The organism is Bacteroides stercorirosoris, assembly GCF_900142015.1.
Taxonomy (GTDB): Bacteria; Bacteroidota; Bacteroidia; order Bacteroidales; family Bacteroidaceae; genus Bacteroides; species Bacteroides stercorirosoris.
This window is the reverse complement of sequence record NZ_FQZN01000061.1, coordinates 1-16,887: the sequence shown is the minus strand read 5'-3', so window position 1 is coordinate 16,887 and position 16,887 is coordinate 1. Positions and strand designations below refer to the sequence as shown.

The window sequence follows — 16,887 nt, the reverse complement described above, 5'->3', positions numbered from 1 at the left end:
GTTTAGGGGAGTCGGAGATATACCATTCTTTATTTTTAGATTATGCAAACTGACAGCGTAAATTTAACATACCCACAGGGTTTTCGGACTGACCCTCTTTATCTTGGTATGGATGGTGAACCCATTTATGCGGATCGTTTTCGTCAACTAAATTCGGATGTTTATAATCAGGCAGAAGCTTTGTATCGGAAGAAAGCCCGGAATGACGAAGAAGAGGTGATGCTTTGTACTACTCTCTTGAAAGCTTATAGTGCTACAATTTACAATCATGGGGATAAGGAAGATAAAGTTCAGATGCTACTTGATCGCAGTTGGGAAATATTGAATAAAATATCTGATTCGCTGTTAAAATGTCGATTATTGGTGGCCTGTTATAGAGAGACGTTAGAGGAAGAATTAGCAAAAGAAGCGCATATAATTATAAATAGTTGGGATAGCTTGTTCACTAGTGAGCAACAAGAGGTCATCAATGAATTAGATCAAATTGAGTAAGTGTCTTAATTGGTGTATTGCTTTTGAAATTAAGTCTTCTTGCCATATATGTTGCTAAAGGCACTTACATATTTGCTCTATAGTGGTATGGAAGAAATTAAGAATTTATAATGAAATTAGTCAAAGGATTTATAAATAGAATTCGTACGTCAGATTATACTAAGTCCTTATTAGTATTAACTGGAGGAACCTTTATAGCACAATTAATTCCAATTATATTTTATCCAATAATAGGACGGCTATTTACACCAGATCAAATAGGGACAGCTGCAATTTTTTCTCAAATAGCGGCAATATTAGCTATCTTAGTTACTGGTGGATATACTTATTCAATTTTTATTTCTAAAAGTAAGGAAGAGGCCTTTAATATTATTGTATTAGTATTGTCATTGTCGATATTTGTGTTAAGTATTATATGCTTAACTTTTTATTTCCTAAGAGATGAAATTCATTTATTATTAAATGAACCTCTTTTTGTGAAATTGTTTTTTATCCCAATATTGATAGCATTGTTCATTGTTATTTATCAATGTTATAATGAATGGTGTGTTAAAAATAAATATTTCAAACAGTTGTCCGTGAATAAGCTAGTAAATAGTTCATCATTATCTATTGCAGAAACACTGTTTGGGTGTATGAATTCATTGGTCTTAGGTAACGGGAAGGTCTATGGTGAATTAATAGGCAGAGGTATCTCTGCATTCTCTTGTTTATTTTCTATGTTTGTGAAAGATAGAAATCTGTATAAAATCGTGTCATTATCTGTTGTTAAGGAATGTTTGATAAAATATATTAGATTTCCAAAATATGTAATGACTGGAAAATTGATTAATAGTGTATCGTGCGCTATACCTCTATTTTATTTAGGTGCGGTTTTTACTAAAGAGGAGCTTGGTTTTTTTTCAATGTCGAATACGATAATAGCAGTTCCTATTTCCATTATTACAATAGCTGTTAGTGATGCATATCGGCAGAGGGCGAATGAAGATTATAACAATTATGGTTCATGCAGAAATATACTCGTTAAAACAATAGTTCCTATCTCTATCATTTCTTTAGTGGGTTTTTCTATTCTTTTCATAATCTCTCCATTTCTTTTTGAAATTATTTTAGGTTCACAGTGGATAAATGCTGGCATATATACTAGATATTTAATACCTATGGTTGCCATATCATTTGTTACAGAAGTTATTCGTCCGACTTTAATAATTGCAAGTAAACAGTCATATGATTTTATATGGCAACTTTTGTTTTTGTTTTCAATGTTACTTCTTATTGTTATATCTAATTTATATAGAGATATTTATGTTTTCTTGCTTTTTTTTAGTGGAATAAAGTCATTACTTTTTTTGTTGCAGTTTTATTGGTGCTATAGATATTCGGTAAAATGACATTATGAAAATATTTAAGCATCAACGGATATCACTTTTTTTATTTCTTGTATTATACCGTATAGCACAGGAAATGTATTATGTAAAATTCATTGTGCCTATATATAGCTATGCCGGTTATATTAATGATGCGTCATTATCCAGATATATTATATCGTGGGCTTTTTTCATAGGTATGGCCTTATTGTTTATAAAGGCAATGTTTGGAAAAGATCGTTTTTGGAGCAATGTTTCATTTGTGCTTCTATTATTGAAATTCATTCCTTTGACTATTCTACTTGGCTATATTAGTTATGAGAAAGCATACATCGTCACAAATTTTATCTTTTGGTTTATGTTTGTGGCGTTATGTAATAATATGCCATCAATAAAAATAGTGAGCAATGATTGTATTGAAAAGCACAATAGATGTTTAAGGAACTTGTTTTATATTGTTATTGGTCTATTTGTTATATCAGTTTTATACATTTCTATAAGATATACTGGTTTTCATCTTCATACCTCGTTGTTTGATGTATATGATATTAGATTTGAACAAAGAGAAAATAGCTATCCTACGGTATTTAGGTATATTTTAGCGGCTTCAACACTATTATGTCCGTTAGTTATATGTTATTTGTTGGATAAAAAAAAATATTTTTCGGCATTTGTATTTGCAATAATTATCTATATAGATTTTTCTATTTTAGGATTAAAATCTATAGTTTTTGCAACTGTGATAGGAATTATAATAAGATTGTATTATAAGCAATATTATCTTAGGTACATTCCGTTATTAGCATCAATATTTATTATTTTAATCTCATTTGTAAAAAATGCAACAATACAGTTAGGTGTTTCTTTTGTTTTTTGGAGAGTGTTTTATGTTCCATCTGGAATGGATTATGAATATTATACTTTTTTCAATCTGTTTGAACCGGATTATTATAGGAATAGCATTTTTAGCAGATTTGGCATGAATTCTCCCTATTCATCAACTAGTGTAGATATTGCTGTGGGGGAATACTTTTCACCAGAAGTGGAAGGTATAAGAGCTAATAATGGATTAATTAGTGAAGCGTATGCTAATTTTGGAAATGAAGGTTGTTTTATATTACCCTTTATATTAGTTGTTTACTTTAAAATTATAAGTTCATGTGCGAAAGGAGTAAATGAGTCATATATATTTTTTATAGCTGTGATATTTTCATATGCGATTATTTCAACTTTCATTCCCGCAACCTTTTTATCTAGTGGAGTTTGGGCTTTATTGATTATTCTTATATCATATAGAACTAATCCCCAAAAAACTTTATGAATATAAATGGTTTGTATGATTCTATTTGTTGGTATTAGTAAGAAGTGAAAAAAATGAGAAACTTTAAAGATCTTAAAATTGCTGTAGCTGGAACAGGCTATGTGGGCTTGTCGTTGGCTACTTTGCTTGCACAACATCATCAAGTGATAGCTGTTGATGTGGTATCTGAAAAGGTTGAAAAAATCAATAGGCGAATCAGCCCTATTCAGGATGAATATATTGAAAAGTATTTTTCGGAAAAGAAACTGAACCTGACAGCTACGTTGGACGGTGCAACGGCTTATAGTGATGCTGATTTTGTAGTGATTGCAGCTCCTACAAACTACGACCCTCAGAAGAATTTCTTTGATACGCATCATATTGAGGATGTGATTGATTTGGTACTAGAGGTTAATCCCGATGCAACAATGGTAATCAAAAGTACTATTCCGGTTGGTTATTGCCGTTCCTTGTACGTGAAGTATACTGAAAAATTTAAGGAGAAAGGGTGGGACACCACACACAAATTTCGTTTGCTCTTTTCGCCTGAGTTCCTGCGCGAAAGTAAGGCATTATATGACAACTTATATCCTAGTCGCATAATCGTGGGTTATCCTAAAATGATTGGTCAGTTTGATGAGGAGAATAAGGCTATCCATACCATTGGAGGCAATGAGCTTGAGGAGGCGGCGCATGTTTTTGCCTCTCTATTGCAGGAAGGGGCTATAAAGAAGGATATTGACACTCTTTTTATGGGTTTGAAGGAGGCGGAAGCTGTGAAGCTTTTTGCCAATACTTATTTGGCTCTTCGTGTCAGTTACTTCAATGAATTAGATACCTATGCTGAAATCAAGGGATTAGATACACAAGCTATTATTCAAGGAGTGGGGCTTGACCCCCGTATTGGTACCCATTACAATAATCCCAGCTTTGGTTATGGCGGTTATTGTCTTCCCAAAGACACGAAACAGTTACTGGCTAATTATAACGATGTACCACAGAATATGATGACTGCTATTGTTGAGAGTAATCGTACCCGTAAGGACTTCATAGCTGACCAAGTTTTGAAAAAAGCGGGCTATTATAGTTACAGTGAACAAAATGGATATGATAAAATGCACGAAAAGGAGTGTGTGATTGGTATTTATCGTCTCACAATGAAAAGTAACTCTGATAATTTTCGTCAAAGTGCTATTCAAGGTATCATGAAACGCATCAAGGCTAAGGGCGCTACAGTGATTATCTATGAACCTGTACTGGAGGATGGTAGTCTTTTCTTTGGGAGTAAGGTAAATAATGATTTGGAGAAATTCAAGTTAATGAGTCATTCCATCATTGCTAATCGTTATGACGATTGTCTGGATGATGTGAAGGAGAAGGTTTATACTAGAGATGTATTTAAACGAGATTCGTAAAAATAATTATATATTATTGGCCCCAATAGACTTTTACTTATTGTAAATTAAGTAAAATTCATTTGTTAAAATCGGTTCTAAAAATATTAATTTGAAGTAAATAGTAGTATTTTCTATGTTTTATAGCTAACGCAAAGCTGTATATACAGAGAATGCGAATTTGCATATGATTATGAATATTCTTCTATTATCAACCATTTACCCGCTTCCTTCAAAGGAAAATAAGGGAACTTCGGTATGTCATTACTTTACAAAGGAGTGGGTGAAAGAAGGTCATAATGTGCGTGTGGTACATTATCAGGCTGTATATCCTTTCTTTTACTATTGGGCAGCTCGGGTAGCGAGAGATTTGATTACTGCGAAAACAGGTGCGGTAGTTTATACAAAACGTGATAAGGGGGCGCAATATGAATGGGATGGTGTGCAAGTGTTGAGAATACCATTATTCAAACCAATTCCTCATGGGAGATTTTTATCAATTTCTATCAGAAAATCTATTCAAAAAATAGTTAATAGTAATACTGAAGCTGATTTTATACCTGATGTTATAGTAGGGCATTTTCCTAATCCTCAGATAGAGGTGGTTGCGAAGTTGAAAAGTATTTATTCTTCAGCAACAACTGCTATTATAATGCATGAGAATTTTGATCTGGATGGTGTTTACGGTGAACGATTTAAATGTTTTTATAATAAAATTGATTTGTGGGGATTCCGTTCAAAGAAATATAGAGAAGATTTCGAAGAGAGGTATGGTAAGCTTAAGCATTCTTTTATCTGCTATTCAGGTGTTCCCGCAAGTTATATTACAGAAAGCAATACTCATTCATTTGAGAAACCATTAAGTAGATTTATCTATGTTGGAGAGATGATTCAACGTAAATATCCGGCTGAAATTATCGAGGCTTTGGTTAATGTTTATGAAGATAAAAAATTTCACATTGACTATGTGGGCAATGGTCATGAATTGGAAACCATAAAATTGAAGATGAAGAAATATCATTTGGAGAGTCAAGTGACTATTTGTGGTAGGATTCCGAGAGATGAAATAAAGGCTAAGTATGACAATGCTGACTGTATGATAATGATTAGTCGTAGGGAAGTTTATGGATTAGTCTATTTGGAGGCTATGGCTCGTGGGTGCATTACTATAGCTTCTAAGAAAGAAGGGTTTGATGGTGTGATAGAAGATGGTGTGAACGGTTTCTTATGTGAAGCGGGTAACATTCAAGAGCTTGCAAATATAATTCGTAAAATTAATAAACTCACTCTGGATGAAAGGTTAGCTGTTTCAGAGAGAGCAATTGAAACTGCTCGTCGCTTGACAGATAAGAATGCCGCTGATTTATATTTGAATAATTTGATTGTTAAATAAAAATTACTTGAACATATAACGATTCCCTGTCTTATTCATCATTGAATTATCAGCATTTACATTTAATGGCTTGTCTATAACAACTGAAATAAAATATCCATATTGTATTCTGAATTATAAAATGTCAATCAAAGATTGTAAAATCATTGAACTTCCCAAATTCTTAGATGTGAGAGGGAATCTTTCGTTTGTAGAACAGAACAATCATATTCCGTTTGAAATCAAGAGGACATATTGGATTTATGATGTTCCAGGAGGAGAATGCCGTGGAAGTCATGCATTCAGGAATACGGAAGAATTCATAGTTGCACTTTCAGGAGGTTTTGATGTGATAGTGGATGATGGTGAGAGGCAGAATAAGTTTACACTTAATCGTTCTTACTATGGTCTTTATATTCCGAAAGGGTTGTGGAGAAGAATAGACAATTTCTCTACAAATTCTCTTGCATTGGAATTTGCTTCAACTAGTTATATTCCAGATGACTATATTAGAAATTATGACGACTATTTACAGTTAAAGAGCAATGGAGAAATATAGTGTATTTGATTGCTCAATGATTGAGCTGGACAAACATCACAGTGATCGTAAGGGTAACCTGACTGTAGTGCAGAATGGCGATACTCTTCCTTTTGATGTGAAACGTGTATACTATCTATATGATGTCCCAGGAGGTGAGTCTCGTGGAGCACATGCTCACAGAGATTTGAGCCAGTTTATGGTTGCCGCATCCGGTTCCTTTCGTGTAACCTTGGATGATGGCAAAGTTAAACGTTCTTTTTTCTTGAATCGTCCTTATCAAGGCCTATATATAAAACCCGGTATATGGCGTGACTTGGATGATTTTTCTTCTGGTGCTGTTTGCATGGTTTTGGCTTCTGATGTATATAAAAAGGAAGACTATATTCGCAATTATGATGAATTTCTTGAATTTAGGGAGATTAGCAATGATACATCCGTTAAGCGATTGTAAGAATCAAAATGTTCCGGCCTCTACTAATATCTGGCAGTACTGTGTAGTATTTCCTGAGGCCAGGATTGGCGAAAAATGCAATATTTGTTCTCATTGTCTGATTGAGAATAATGTGGTGATTGGTAATAATGTTACTATTAAGTGTGGTGTCCAAGTTTGGGATGGTGTTGAGTTGGAAGATAATGTAATGGTAGGTGCTAATACGACTTTTACCAATGATATGTATCCAAAGTCGAAGAATGAGGATTGGGTTCTTCTTAAGACAAAGGTGTGCAAGGGTGCATCTATCGGTGCTGGTTCTACGATACTTCCAGGGATAACCATTGGTGAGGATTCCATGATTGGTGCTGGCAGTGTGGTGACAAAGAATGTGCCTGCCGGAGAAATTTGGGTAGGTAATCCAGCGAAATTTCTTAGAAAAATAGCTGATAAATAAAGAAAAACAAAATGATACCTTTTCTTTCATTAAAAGATGTAACCGCTCTTCACGGAGCTGAGATAAATGAGGCTGTAAGCCGTGTGGTTAAAGGAGGTTGGTACCTTCAAGGCAAAGAGAACGAACGCTTTGAAGAGAATTACTCAAAATTTGTTGGAGTACAATATACAGTTGGTTGTGCCAATGGCTTGGATGCACTGATTTGGATTTTCCGTGCATACATTGAGATGGGTGTAATGCAACCAGGTGATGAGGTTATTGTACCGGCAAATACCTATATTGCAACTATTCTTGCTATCACAGAAAATGGTTTGAAGCCTGTTCTTGTAGAACCAAGACTGAATACGCTTGAGATTGATGAGGATAAGATAGAGGAAGTTATAACTTCTCGTACAAAAGCTATAGCTCTTGTGCATCTCTATGGTCGTTTGGCTTGGAGTGAGAAAATTGCCAATATTTGCAAAAAATATAATCTGAAGTTAGTAGAGGATAATGCTCAAGCGCATGGCTGTTTGACAGCTGATGGTTACATGACAGGTTCGTTAGGTGATGCTGCTGGACATAGCTTTTATCCGGGAAAGAATTTAGGTGCATTAGGTGATGGTGGTGCTGTGACAACTAATGATTTGGAACTGGCCATCACTGTGCGTACTTTGGCTAACTATGGTTCACAGAAAAAATATATATTCAAATATAAGGGACGTAATAGTAGACTTGACGAGGTTCAAGCTGCTGTGCTGAATGTGAAATTGAAATATCTTGTTGAAGATAATACATATCGTAAAGAAGTGGCTAAATATTATATTCAAAACATTAAACATCCCTTGGTTTCTTTGCCGGATACATTATCTTATGGAAGTAATGTCTTCCACTTGTTTCCTGTACTGTGTGAAAAGCGTGATGAACTACATGACTATTTGGAGCGGAATGGTGTCGGGACTGTGATTCATTACCCTATACCTCCACATAAACAAGAATGTTACAAAGAGTGGGCCAACCTTAATCTTCCTATTACGGAATACATATCTGAACATGAGCTGAGTATACCAATTGGACCTACAATTTCAATGGAGGAAGTGAAGGACGTTGTGAAGTTGATTAATAATTTTCCAGTAAAATAATTTTGTGTAAATAATTGCATACAATATGGGGCATTCTGTTATATTGGAAAGTAATTTTATGTGTAAATATTATTATCAGAGGATTTAACCCCTTTTTTACTTTTTATTGTTGTGAATATAAGTACATCTAGTGATTGTTAATAAGTGTTTCTATATGAGTAGCAAAATAAGAACAATTTGGATTGTAAATAAATATGCAATGCCACCTAAATATGAATCCAGACTGCGTGCTATAAAGTTTGCCTATTATTTGACCGAATTTGGTTACAAGGTGATATTATTTGGATCAAGTGTCATGCATAACATGGATTTAAATATCATTGAAGATAACTCAAAATATATGAGGCGAAAGTATGGCAAGATTGATTTTGTGCATATTAATACGTTAATGTATAGTAAAGCGTCTAAAGTAAGGAGAGTATTGAGCGATTATCTTTTCTTTAAGAGATTGGTGAATTTAGCAGATAACTTTGAATGTCCAGATTGTATTATTGCGACAGGAGGGCCTCTCTTGACGAACCCATTATTGAAATATGCCCAAAAAAGAGGTATTTCATATATAAAGGAAAGCCTAGATGTTTGGCCTGATAATTTTGTGGATTTTGGGTTAATTTCTAAATGGAATCCAATAGTGAAGTTGTTATTTGCTCAATCAAAATATAATTGTGCCAAATCAGATGCGCTTGTTTTTTCTTGGTCTGGTTGTTATGACTACCTTAAAAATAAAAGATGGGATGTTGACAACGGTGGTCCTATTGATTTGAAAAAGGTATTTTATATAAATAATGGGGTTGATCTTGATGATTTTGAAAATTTTAAACAACAGTTTGTCATTGATGATCCAGATTTACGTTCTTGCCATAAAAAAGTTGTTTATTTAGGTTCATTAAGGCGCGTGAATAATGTAATGCAATTGGTCTATGCTGCAGAAATCTTAGAAAACAAGAAAAAAGATGTGAAATTTTTGATTTATGGGGATGGTACAGAACGAGAGAAAATAATATCATATTGTAAAGAACATCAGCTATCTAATATTATTGTTAAAGATAAGTGGATAGATCCAAAATTTGTTCCATATGTACTATCCAAAAGTTATCTAAATATATTAAATTACCTGTCATCTGATTTTGCGAAAAATGGTATAAGCTCAAGTAAAATGTTTCAATATATGGCTGCAGGTAAGCCAATCGTTTGTAATATTAATATTTATGATTGCCCTATTTCTAAAAATCGTATTGGTATTGCGAGGGAATATACTTCTTCAGCTGATTATGCAGAAGAGATATTAAAAATTTTAGATTTGCCTGAAGGAGAATATGCGTTAATGTGTGATAGAGCTAGGTTGGCAGCTAAAGAGTTTGACTATAAATTTCTTGCGAAGAAAATGGTTGATGTCATTAATAGTATATAAGAATGAGCAATATTAAATTCAGACTAGCTAAACCTTCTGATGCAAAACAAATAGCGAATGTGCATTGGAATGTAAGAGAAAGATATCAAAAAGGAATTTTTTTATCACTAGGAAAATCTTTTCTTCGATCTTATTATAAAGTGATACTTAATGATCCATATGAAGTTGTCGTTTGTGCAGAAAATAGTCAGAGAAAGATTATTGGTTTCAGCAGTGCAACTTTGGATGCGAAATATCAGGCTTTAACAATAAAGAAAAATATTGTTAGACTTGGATTTTCGGCATTAGGAAGTCTAATATTTCATCCTAGATTGATAATTGAAGTTATTGATCGATATAAGTCATTGGATAAAAAAAATAAAATAAAATTTATACATAATGAAGGCGTTAGAGGAGAGTATTGGTGTTGGTTAAAGAATGAAGATGATGGGGTAAAATCGATAGAAATGGGGCATGTTAAGGAGAATATTATTTATAATTTAGGCTATAGAGAATTGTTTTTTGAAGTGGATAAATTTAATAAGAGGGTATATAAATTTTATACAAAAATAGATAAGTCAGAGGTGGTGGAAGAGATTGTGTTACCAGATGGAAGAGAAAGGGTTTTATTTAAAAAACAACTAAAATCAGATAATGGTTTAGTTTTATAATTGTCTAATATGGCATTTTTTAATTTCAAGAATATTAAAGTTGCAGGAGTGGCATGTGCCGTTCCTAGTAATGAAGTTAAGACAGAAAGCTACAAGCCTTTGTTTGGTGATGTAGAGGTGGATAAGTTTATGGCGATGACGGGTGTAAGAGCCTCACGCCGTACTTTTGAATATCAAACTTGTTCAGATCTTGGTTATAGAGCAGCTAAAGAACTTTTGAAAAAGAATGGTATTAGTTCTGAAGAGATTGGGGCATTGTTGTTTGTATCACATAGTCCAGATTATCGTCGCCCTTCTACCGCTTTTGTATTGCAATATCGTTTAGGAATTCCTAAAGAAGCTGTTTGTTATGATATCAGTTTAGGATGTTCATCATTGGTCGTAGGTATGCAGACTATTGCTTCGATTATGACCACTAGTGACATAAAAAGAGCACTGGTTGTTGTTGGTGACACAGCTGGGAAGTCTGTTTATCCAACTGATAAAAGTTCGGCTATGCTGTTTGGCGAGGCTGGTGCGGTGATGTTGCTGGAAAAGACTGATAATGAATATGATGAAATAACAGCATTGCTTCGTAGTGATGGTTCGGGATATCGATATATGATTGTTCCAGGTGGTGGTTATCGTAACCTTCATGCGAATGAAAAAGTTGTAATGTGCGAAGATGGAAATGAACGTACATTGATGAATAGTTTCATTCAAGGCACTTCAGTGTTTACATTTACGATTTTTGATGTGCCTCGTCTTATTAAGGATTTTTTTACTCAAACGGGAACGACATCTGATAGTTATGATTGCTTTGCTTTGCATCAAGCTAATCTTTATATATTGAAGCAGATAGCAAAGAAATCCAGGATCGATTTTGATAAAATTCCTATTTCACTTGATCGTTATGGAAATACCTCTGGTGCTTCTGCTATCGTGTCGCTTTGTGATCGCTATGGAAATAACAATGAACATAAAGTTATCAAAGTGATGACTTGTGGTTTTGGTATCGGCATTTCTTTGGGTGCCACTTCGTTTGAAATAAATACAGACGATATTTTGCCAATTTTTGAGGATGATGAAATCTTTGAAGAAGGGCTTATTACTAATCCTAACCAATTATACGAAAAGAAATGATAACAAATATTCTTTCCTATCTTGATGCAATGGCACAACGCTTTCCTGATAAAACAGCTATTGCTGATGAAAAGACTTTTTTGACTTTTGCCGAATGGAAATATCAAGCTGAAGTTATTGGAACAGCGTTAGGTGTTGCTACAGATAAGCAGATGCGTAGACCTGTACTGGTATTTGTAGATCGTCGGATAGAAGGACTTGTGGGATTTATGGGCGTAGTGGAGAGTGGCAATTTTTATGTACCTATCGACTGTAAAATGCCTGATCAGCGTGTAAAGCTCATTAATGATGTGCTTAATCCGATAGCTGCTATCACTACTACGGTTGCTGATGATAAGATACTTGACTTGATTGAGTTTAAAGGGGTGCGTTTCAATTATGCAGAGGTGATAGATAATGAGGTGGACAAGGCGTATATTGCAGATGTTCGATCTAAAGTAATAGACACTGACCCTCTCTATTCTATCTTTACTAGTGGTTCGACTGGAGTTCCCAAAGGGGTAGTAATTAGTCACCGTGGTGCTATTGATCTTGCAGAGTGGCTTGTCGAAACATTTGGATTTGATGAAACTGATGCACTTGGAAATCAAACTCCATTCTATTTTGATGGTTCGGTGAAGGATATTTATATTTGTTTGAAGTCGGGTGCTACGCTTAACATTATAGCCAAGAAGTATTTCACTTTTACAAAATTGTTGGTGAAGTTCCTTAATGAACGAAAGATTACAACTATTTTATGGGCTACATCTGCTGTAGTGTTAGTTGGTAATAGCCAAATACTAAATGATAGTGTTCCAAAGTATATAAAACGTGTATTTTTTGCAGGTGAAGCAATGCCGGCAAAGCAACTGAAAGTTTGGATACATAAATTACCAAATGCTCAATACGTAAATTTGTATGGACCAACCGAAATTACTGTTGACTGTACCTATTATGTAGTGAATCGTGATTTTGATGACGATGAATACATACCTATTGGTAAAGCTTGTCATAATATGGAAGTACTGGTGTTCAATGATCAAGATAAGCTTGTAGGAGTGAATGAGATAGGTGAGTTATGTGTGCGTGGTACCGGTGTAGCTCTTGGTTATTATAATAACGAAATTAAAACTCATGAGGTATTTGTCCAAAATCCGCTTCATAATTTTTATGATGATAAAATCTACCGTACAGGTGATATCGTAAAATATAACAAACATGGAGAGATTGAATTTGTGTCACGTAAGGATTTTCAAATAAAACATATGGGGCATCGCATTGAATTAGAAGAAATAGAAGTCGTTGTTAATTCAATTGCAGATATTTCTAATGCTGCTTGTATCTTTGATCAAGAAAAGGATTCCATTATTCTCTATTATACAACTGTTTCAGGTGAAGAACTGGACATTATTAATTTGATAAAAGATAAACTCCCTAAATATATGTTTCCTAATGAAGTCTTTCACTTGAGAGTGTTGCCTTATAATATGAATGGTAAAATAGATCGTATAGAGTTGAAGAAGAATTATGATGCTCAATAAAATAAATACTATTGAACGATATGTGGAGATAGTTGAACAATATCGAAGTAAAGAAGGGGCTTCTAACGATTATTTGCAAAGAGAAGCGGAGACTTTGATAAATAACGGTGAACTTTTTGAAGTTTGTGATAGGCATAATGCTTTTCTTTTTGTGAAAAAAAATACTGGATTTAGAATGTATTATTATATCAATGATTTTAATGCAAAACCAGATTTTAATGAACTTAAAGATGTAGTGGTTGAAATTTTATATCGTGGAAAAAGTTATTTTCCACAGGAAGAAATAGAATTTCTTGAAAAGGTGGGATTTAGGGTTAATCTTATTAGAGACCAGTATTTAGGAGTATATAAGGATTTGGAAAGACCAATTAAAATAGAAGGGGTGAAAGTCGAATTTGCAAAAAACTTATGGGAGATAGAAAAAGCTTGTAAGTTATTTAATGATTCATTTGATATTTTGAGTGGCGATTATATAACTTCTGATATGTATGAAAAATTATTGATAAATAATGCTATTTGGATTGCGCATGACATTGATAATGATGAATTTTTAGGGGCATTGCACCAGACTTTTATAGGTAAAACAGCTTGTATTTCACATGTGGCAGTTATTCCTGAAGGAAGAGGTAGACACGTAGGACAAGTTCTGCTTGATACGTTTATAGAAAATAATATGGAAAATGAGAAACATCGTTATATGCTTTGGGTGCAACATCAGAATACTGTAGCTGTTAGTATGTATCAGAAGAAAGGATTTAAGTATACTTTTAAATCGACAATATCATTAATAAAATAAATAATAGAACTATGGAGAAACTATTGGAAATATTGCAGCGTGTTCGACCAGATGTCGATTTCAAAAATGAAACATTATTAATTGATGATGGAATTTTGGATTCAATGGATGTCGTGTCTATTATATCTGAGTTAGATGATGAATTTGGCGTACAAGTTCGTATTAATGAACTAATTCCTGATAATTTCAATTCAGTTGAAGCGATTTGGAATTTGATTCAGAACTTGAAAAATCCTAAAGAAAATCCTAAATGATAAATCCAATGGATTTGACTGATAAGCGTATATTGCTTATTGGAGGTTCAAATGCTTTAGACGAAGCAATTTTTCGTCAGATCAAAGAACTTGGTGCGAAAGTCGAAGTGTATGAAGAGAGAAATACAGCACACATTGAGTCATATATCAAGCAACTCGTAAAATCCAATGGTGCCTTTGATGGTGTTGTGTTTGCTATTGTACACAGTGATTTTAAACCACTTCAATTTGTTAAACCTGGAAATTTGAATGAAATTTTGAATGACAATTTCAATGTTTTTATTGAAGTCGTACGTTCGCTCAAGAAAGTAAAAGGGATGGAAAACGGAGCAAGTATTGTAGCAATGTCCTCTATTAGTAGCATCAAAGCTATGAAAGCAAAGATGGCTTTCTGTTCTTCAAAAGCTGCTTTGGATGCAGCTGTTAGGTGTTTGGCTGTTGAATTTGCCAATGATGGTATTCGAGTGAATTCTGTCCAAAAAGGTGGAGTTGACGCTGATTTAAAAAAAAATCATATTCAGAATATTAGTGCTATTAATGGCGGTTTGGTACAGCAGCAGATTTTGGGGTTGACAAAAGCGGAAGAGGTAGCAAATGTAATTGCCTTTTTACTTAGTGATGCTACTAAAACGATTACGGGTACATCAATAGTAATAGATGGAGGATATATATTATGAATAGTGCTATAGATTTTACAAATAAGACTTTTGTTGTGGCTGGTGCTGGTGGCATTGGTGCTGCTACAGCTAAAACACTTAATGCTTATGGTGCTCGAATTCTTTTATTAGATCTCAATGAAAATAATCTCAATAGAACTTTACTAGAACTCAAAGGTGAAGGGAATAAAACATATATATGTGACTTCTCGGCAATCCATACTATTGAACCTTGTGTAAACTCCATTATTGAAGAGAATGGTCCTGTGGACGGATTGGTCTTTTGTGTTGGAGTTGGTGTAGTACGTCCCTTAAAGTTGTCAAAATACGAATTTATGTTGAAAGTGATGAATGTTAATTTTTTTTCATTCATAGAGATGATAAGATGTTTTTCTACTCGTAACGCATATAATTTACAGGGTATGAATGTTGTTGGTGTTTCAGCAATTGGTGCTTTTCTTGGAAATTCAACGAAAACTGCATATTGTGCATCCAAGGCTGCTATGAATTCTGCTGTTCGCTGTATTGCAAAAGAATTAGCTCCTAAAAATATTCGTATAAATACAGTTGCACCTGGTGTTACTGATACTCCTATGGCAAGAATGTCTGAAAGTTATGGGGGGGATTCTGAGGAATACAAACAGATACTACGCCGGCAGTATTTAGGCATTTGTCAGCCCGAAGACATTGCAAATACAGTGGTTTATTTAATGAGTGACTTGTCTAAAATGGTTACAGGTAGTTGCATTAGTGTTGATGGCGGTAAATTATCATCATAATAATTAAATCTTTTTTTAACAATGACTATTGAAGAAAAAATTGCAGTTCTAGAAGATATGCTGGAACTAGAGAATGGTACATTGACTGTGGAGACGAAACTTTCTACGGTAGATGAATTTGATTCTATGGCGAAACTTTCGCTTATTGTTATTTCTGATGAAGAATTTGGAAAGAAATTAACAGGTGAACAGCTTCGTGAGTTCAAAACCATAGGTGATATTCTTACATTTTGGGAATAATGCTCAAGGTTAAAAAAATCATTAATGATGCCCCTTCTTCAAATATGTATGTACTATTTGAGGAGGGGCAGAATAATGCTTTTCTTATAGATGTGAGTGATGTAAAAGTGTTGTTTAATGAATTGCCGAAAGATTTGAATATTCGAGGACTTTTTCTTACACATACACACTTCGACCACATTGCAGGCATAAATGAGCTTGTTTTACGATTTCCTAGTTGTAGTATTTATACATCAAAATATGGAGAAGAAGCATTGTATGACGATAGGAAAAATTTTTCGTTTTATTATGAACATTCTACCATATATGAAGGTCAGAATGTGATACTCCTTTCAAGTGGTGATGAAGTTCAATTATTTAGCGATGTAATGTTATACGTAATTGAGACACCTGGTCATTGTCCAAGTTGTTTGACTTATTATACTGATAACTATATTTTTACAGGAGATAGTTATATCCCTGATGCTAAAGTTGTAACTAAATTGCCGTATGGTGATAAAGTAAAAGCAGAGATTTCTATGGAACATATTCTTTGTTTAGCTGAAAACAGAATTGTTTATGCAGGACATGATGTGGATAAGTGGAAAAGTCTCTTATAAATTCTTATCATAAAAAAGAAAGAATGAATCAGTAAATGTCTTTGGGCTCAAACAATACGATAAAGTGGGAATATTTCTCTTGTGGACTTACGTATTTGATTCATTTAAAATAATTCGATATAATAGATCATGAAAATTCCATTTTCGCCCCCTTATATTGACGAGGCGGTCATCAACGAGGTCGTTGATTCGTTACGTTCCGGCTGGATCACTTCCGGTCCTAAAGTAAAAGCATTGGAAGAAGAAATAAAAGTATTTTCTAATGCAAAAGAAGTGCTTTGTGTAAACTCATGGACTTCGGGAGCTATTATGATGCTTCGCTGGTTGGGAGTAACTGCTGAAGATGAAGTAATTGTTCCGGCGTATACATATAGTGCTACGGCATT

At 34.0% G+C, this 16,887-nt stretch carries 20 protein-coding genes; all 20 read left to right on the top strand.

Annotation, left to right across the window (positions count from 1 at the left end; translation table 11 throughout):
- Nucleotides 1-42: 42 nt before the first annotated feature.
- A complete protein-coding gene (locus tag BUC01_RS24110) occupies nucleotides 43-492 on the top strand; it encodes a UpxZ family transcription anti-terminator antagonist (protein ID WP_073315142.1) in 450 nt (149 codons plus the stop codon).
- 110 nt (nucleotides 493-602) lie between these two features.
- A complete protein-coding gene (locus BUC01_RS24105; RefSeq protein WP_025835388.1) occupies nucleotides 603-1,883 on the top strand; it encodes a lipopolysaccharide biosynthesis protein in 1,281 nt (426 codons plus the stop codon).
- A 4-nt stretch (nucleotides 1,884-1,887) separates the two neighbouring features.
- Complete coding sequence (locus tag BUC01_RS24100; RefSeq protein ID WP_073315140.1) at nucleotides 1,888-3,180, top strand: hypothetical protein; 1,293 nt, start codon at nucleotides 1,888-1,890, stop codon at nucleotides 3,178-3,180.
- A gap of 53 nt (nucleotides 3,181-3,233) precedes the next feature.
- Nucleotides 3,234-4,574: a nucleotide sugar dehydrogenase gene (locus BUC01_RS24095; RefSeq protein WP_073315138.1), complete on the top strand. Its 1,341-nt coding sequence runs from the start codon at nucleotides 3,234-3,236 to the stop codon at nucleotides 4,572-4,574.
- 172 nt (nucleotides 4,575-4,746) lie between these two features.
- Nucleotides 4,747-5,946 carry a glycosyltransferase gene (locus tag BUC01_RS24090; protein ID WP_175560910.1) on the top strand — a complete coding sequence of 400 codons (1,200 nt, stop codon included), beginning with the start codon at nucleotides 4,747-4,749 and terminating at the stop codon, nucleotides 5,944-5,946.
- A 121-nt stretch (nucleotides 5,947-6,067) separates the two neighbouring features.
- Entirely contained in the window at nucleotides 6,068-6,484 is a 417-nt protein-coding gene (locus BUC01_RS24085; protein ID WP_025835390.1) for a sugar 3,4-ketoisomerase, read from the top strand.
- Nucleotides 6,471-6,917 (top strand): sugar 3,4-ketoisomerase, encoded by a 447-nt coding sequence (locus BUC01_RS24080; protein WP_025835392.1) that lies wholly within the window; start codon nucleotides 6,471-6,473, stop codon nucleotides 6,915-6,917. Before BUC01_RS24085 ends, BUC01_RS24080 begins: the two co-directional genes overlap by 14 nt.
- Nucleotides 6,859-7,353 (top strand): acyltransferase, encoded by a 495-nt coding sequence (locus BUC01_RS24075; protein ID WP_243462752.1) that lies wholly within the window; start codon nucleotides 6,859-6,861, stop codon nucleotides 7,351-7,353. The genes BUC01_RS24080 and BUC01_RS24075 overlap by 59 nt, the downstream gene beginning before the upstream one ends.
- Nucleotides 7,354-7,364: 11 nt before the next feature.
- Nucleotides 7,365-8,474, top strand: coding sequence for a DegT/DnrJ/EryC1/StrS family aminotransferase (locus BUC01_RS24070; protein ID WP_025835396.1), 1,110 nt, complete (start codon nucleotides 7,365-7,367; stop codon nucleotides 8,472-8,474).
- Nucleotides 8,475-8,628: 154 nt separating this feature from the next.
- Nucleotides 8,629-9,885, top strand: coding sequence for a glycosyltransferase family 4 protein (locus BUC01_RS24065; RefSeq protein ID WP_034524737.1), 1,257 nt, complete (start codon nucleotides 8,629-8,631; stop codon nucleotides 9,883-9,885).
- A gap of 2 nt (nucleotides 9,886-9,887) precedes the next feature.
- Complete coding sequence (locus BUC01_RS24060; RefSeq protein ID WP_022208045.1) at nucleotides 9,888-10,535, top strand: hypothetical protein; 648 nt, start codon at nucleotides 9,888-9,890, stop codon at nucleotides 10,533-10,535.
- Between the two features lie 9 nt (nucleotides 10,536-10,544).
- Nucleotides 10,545-11,657 carry a 3-oxoacyl-ACP synthase III family protein gene (locus BUC01_RS24055; RefSeq protein WP_025835397.1) on the top strand — a complete coding sequence of 371 codons (1,113 nt, stop codon included), beginning with the start codon at nucleotides 10,545-10,547 and terminating at the stop codon, nucleotides 11,655-11,657.
- The gene (locus tag BUC01_RS24050) at nucleotides 11,654-13,177 is read left to right on the top strand and encodes an amino acid adenylation domain-containing protein (RefSeq protein ID WP_073315133.1); all 1,524 of its coding nucleotides are present in this window, start codon (nucleotides 11,654-11,656) and stop codon (nucleotides 13,175-13,177) included. The genes BUC01_RS24055 and BUC01_RS24050 overlap by 4 nt, the downstream gene beginning before the upstream one ends.
- Entirely contained in the window at nucleotides 13,164-13,973 is an 810-nt protein-coding gene (locus tag BUC01_RS24045) for a GNAT family N-acetyltransferase (protein WP_025835399.1), read from the top strand. Before BUC01_RS24050 ends, BUC01_RS24045 begins: the two co-directional genes overlap by 14 nt.
- Before the next feature lie 11 nt (nucleotides 13,974-13,984).
- On the top strand, nucleotides 13,985-14,227 hold the full coding sequence (locus BUC01_RS24040) for an acyl carrier protein (protein WP_025835400.1): 243 nt from the start codon (nucleotides 13,985-13,987) through the stop codon (nucleotides 14,225-14,227).
- Between the two features lie 8 nt (nucleotides 14,228-14,235).
- Entirely contained in the window at nucleotides 14,236-14,904 is a 669-nt protein-coding gene (locus tag BUC01_RS24035) for an SDR family oxidoreductase (protein WP_159106542.1), read from the top strand.
- Nucleotides 14,901-15,662, top strand: coding sequence for an SDR family NAD(P)-dependent oxidoreductase (locus BUC01_RS24030; RefSeq protein WP_025835403.1), 762 nt, complete (start codon nucleotides 14,901-14,903; stop codon nucleotides 15,660-15,662). The genes BUC01_RS24035 and BUC01_RS24030 overlap by 4 nt, the downstream gene beginning before the upstream one ends.
- A 21-nt stretch (nucleotides 15,663-15,683) precedes the next feature.
- Entirely contained in the window at nucleotides 15,684-15,902 is a 219-nt protein-coding gene (locus BUC01_RS24025) for an acyl carrier protein (protein ID WP_022208038.1), read from the top strand.
- Complete coding sequence (locus BUC01_RS24020; protein WP_025835409.1) at nucleotides 15,902-16,501, top strand: MBL fold metallo-hydrolase; 600 nt, start codon at nucleotides 15,902-15,904, stop codon at nucleotides 16,499-16,501. Before BUC01_RS24025 ends, BUC01_RS24020 begins: the two co-directional genes overlap by 1 nt.
- Before the next feature lie 129 nt (nucleotides 16,502-16,630).
- Nucleotides 16,631-16,887: DegT/DnrJ/EryC1/StrS family aminotransferase (locus BUC01_RS24015; RefSeq protein WP_139261916.1), on the top strand; the 257-nt coding region annotated here is incomplete at its 3' end.

Excerpts from the sequence above, each read along its gene's own strand:
- BUC01_RS24040 (WP_025835400.1), top strand. The coding sequence starts at position 13,985 with ATGGAGAAACTATTGGAAATATTGCAGCGTGTTCGACCAGATGTCGAT.
- BUC01_RS24095 (WP_073315138.1), top strand. The coding sequence starts at position 3,234 with ATGAGAAACTTTAAAGATCTTAAAATTGCTGTAGCTGGAACAGGCTAT.
- BUC01_RS24080 (WP_025835392.1), top strand. The coding sequence starts at position 6,471 with ATGGAGAAATATAGTGTATTTGATTGCTCAATGATTGAGCTGGACAAA.
- BUC01_RS24055 (WP_025835397.1), top strand. The coding sequence starts at position 10,545 with ATGGCATTTTTTAATTTCAAGAATATTAAAGTTGCAGGAGTGGCATGT.
- BUC01_RS24105 (WP_025835388.1), top strand. The coding sequence starts at position 603 with ATGAAATTAGTCAAAGGATTTATAAATAGAATTCGTACGTCAGATTAT.
- BUC01_RS24025 (WP_022208038.1), top strand. The coding sequence starts at position 15,684 with ATGACTATTGAAGAAAAAATTGCAGTTCTAGAAGATATGCTGGAACTA.
- BUC01_RS24075 (WP_243462752.1), top strand. The coding sequence starts at position 6,859 with ATGATGAATTTCTTGAATTTAGGGAGATTAGCAATGATACATCCGTTA.
- BUC01_RS24035 (WP_159106542.1), top strand. The coding sequence starts at position 14,236 with ATGGATTTGACTGATAAGCGTATATTGCTTATTGGAGGTTCAAATGCT.
- BUC01_RS24020 (WP_025835409.1), top strand. The coding sequence starts at position 15,902 with ATGCTCAAGGTTAAAAAAATCATTAATGATGCCCCTTCTTCAAATATG.
- BUC01_RS24030 (WP_025835403.1), top strand. The coding sequence starts at position 14,901 with ATGAATAGTGCTATAGATTTTACAAATAAGACTTTTGTTGTGGCTGGT.
- BUC01_RS24070 (WP_025835396.1), top strand. The coding sequence starts at position 7,365 with ATGATACCTTTTCTTTCATTAAAAGATGTAACCGCTCTTCACGGAGCT.
- BUC01_RS24065 (WP_034524737.1), top strand. The coding sequence starts at position 8,629 with ATGAGTAGCAAAATAAGAACAATTTGGATTGTAAATAAATATGCAATG.
- BUC01_RS24110 (WP_073315142.1), top strand. The coding sequence starts at position 43 with ATGCAAACTGACAGCGTAAATTTAACATACCCACAGGGTTTTCGGACT.
- BUC01_RS24060 (WP_022208045.1), top strand. The coding sequence starts at position 9,888 with ATGAGCAATATTAAATTCAGACTAGCTAAACCTTCTGATGCAAAACAA.
- BUC01_RS24090 (WP_175560910.1), top strand. The coding sequence starts at position 4,747 with ATGAATATTCTTCTATTATCAACCATTTACCCGCTTCCTTCAAAGGAA.
- BUC01_RS24085 (WP_025835390.1), top strand. The coding sequence starts at position 6,068 with ATGTCAATCAAAGATTGTAAAATCATTGAACTTCCCAAATTCTTAGAT.
- BUC01_RS24100 (WP_073315140.1), top strand. The coding sequence starts at position 1,888 with ATGAAAATATTTAAGCATCAACGGATATCACTTTTTTTATTTCTTGTA.
- BUC01_RS24045 (WP_025835399.1), top strand. The coding sequence starts at position 13,164 with ATGATGCTCAATAAAATAAATACTATTGAACGATATGTGGAGATAGTT.
- BUC01_RS24050 (WP_073315133.1), top strand. The coding sequence starts at position 11,654 with ATGATAACAAATATTCTTTCCTATCTTGATGCAATGGCACAACGCTTT.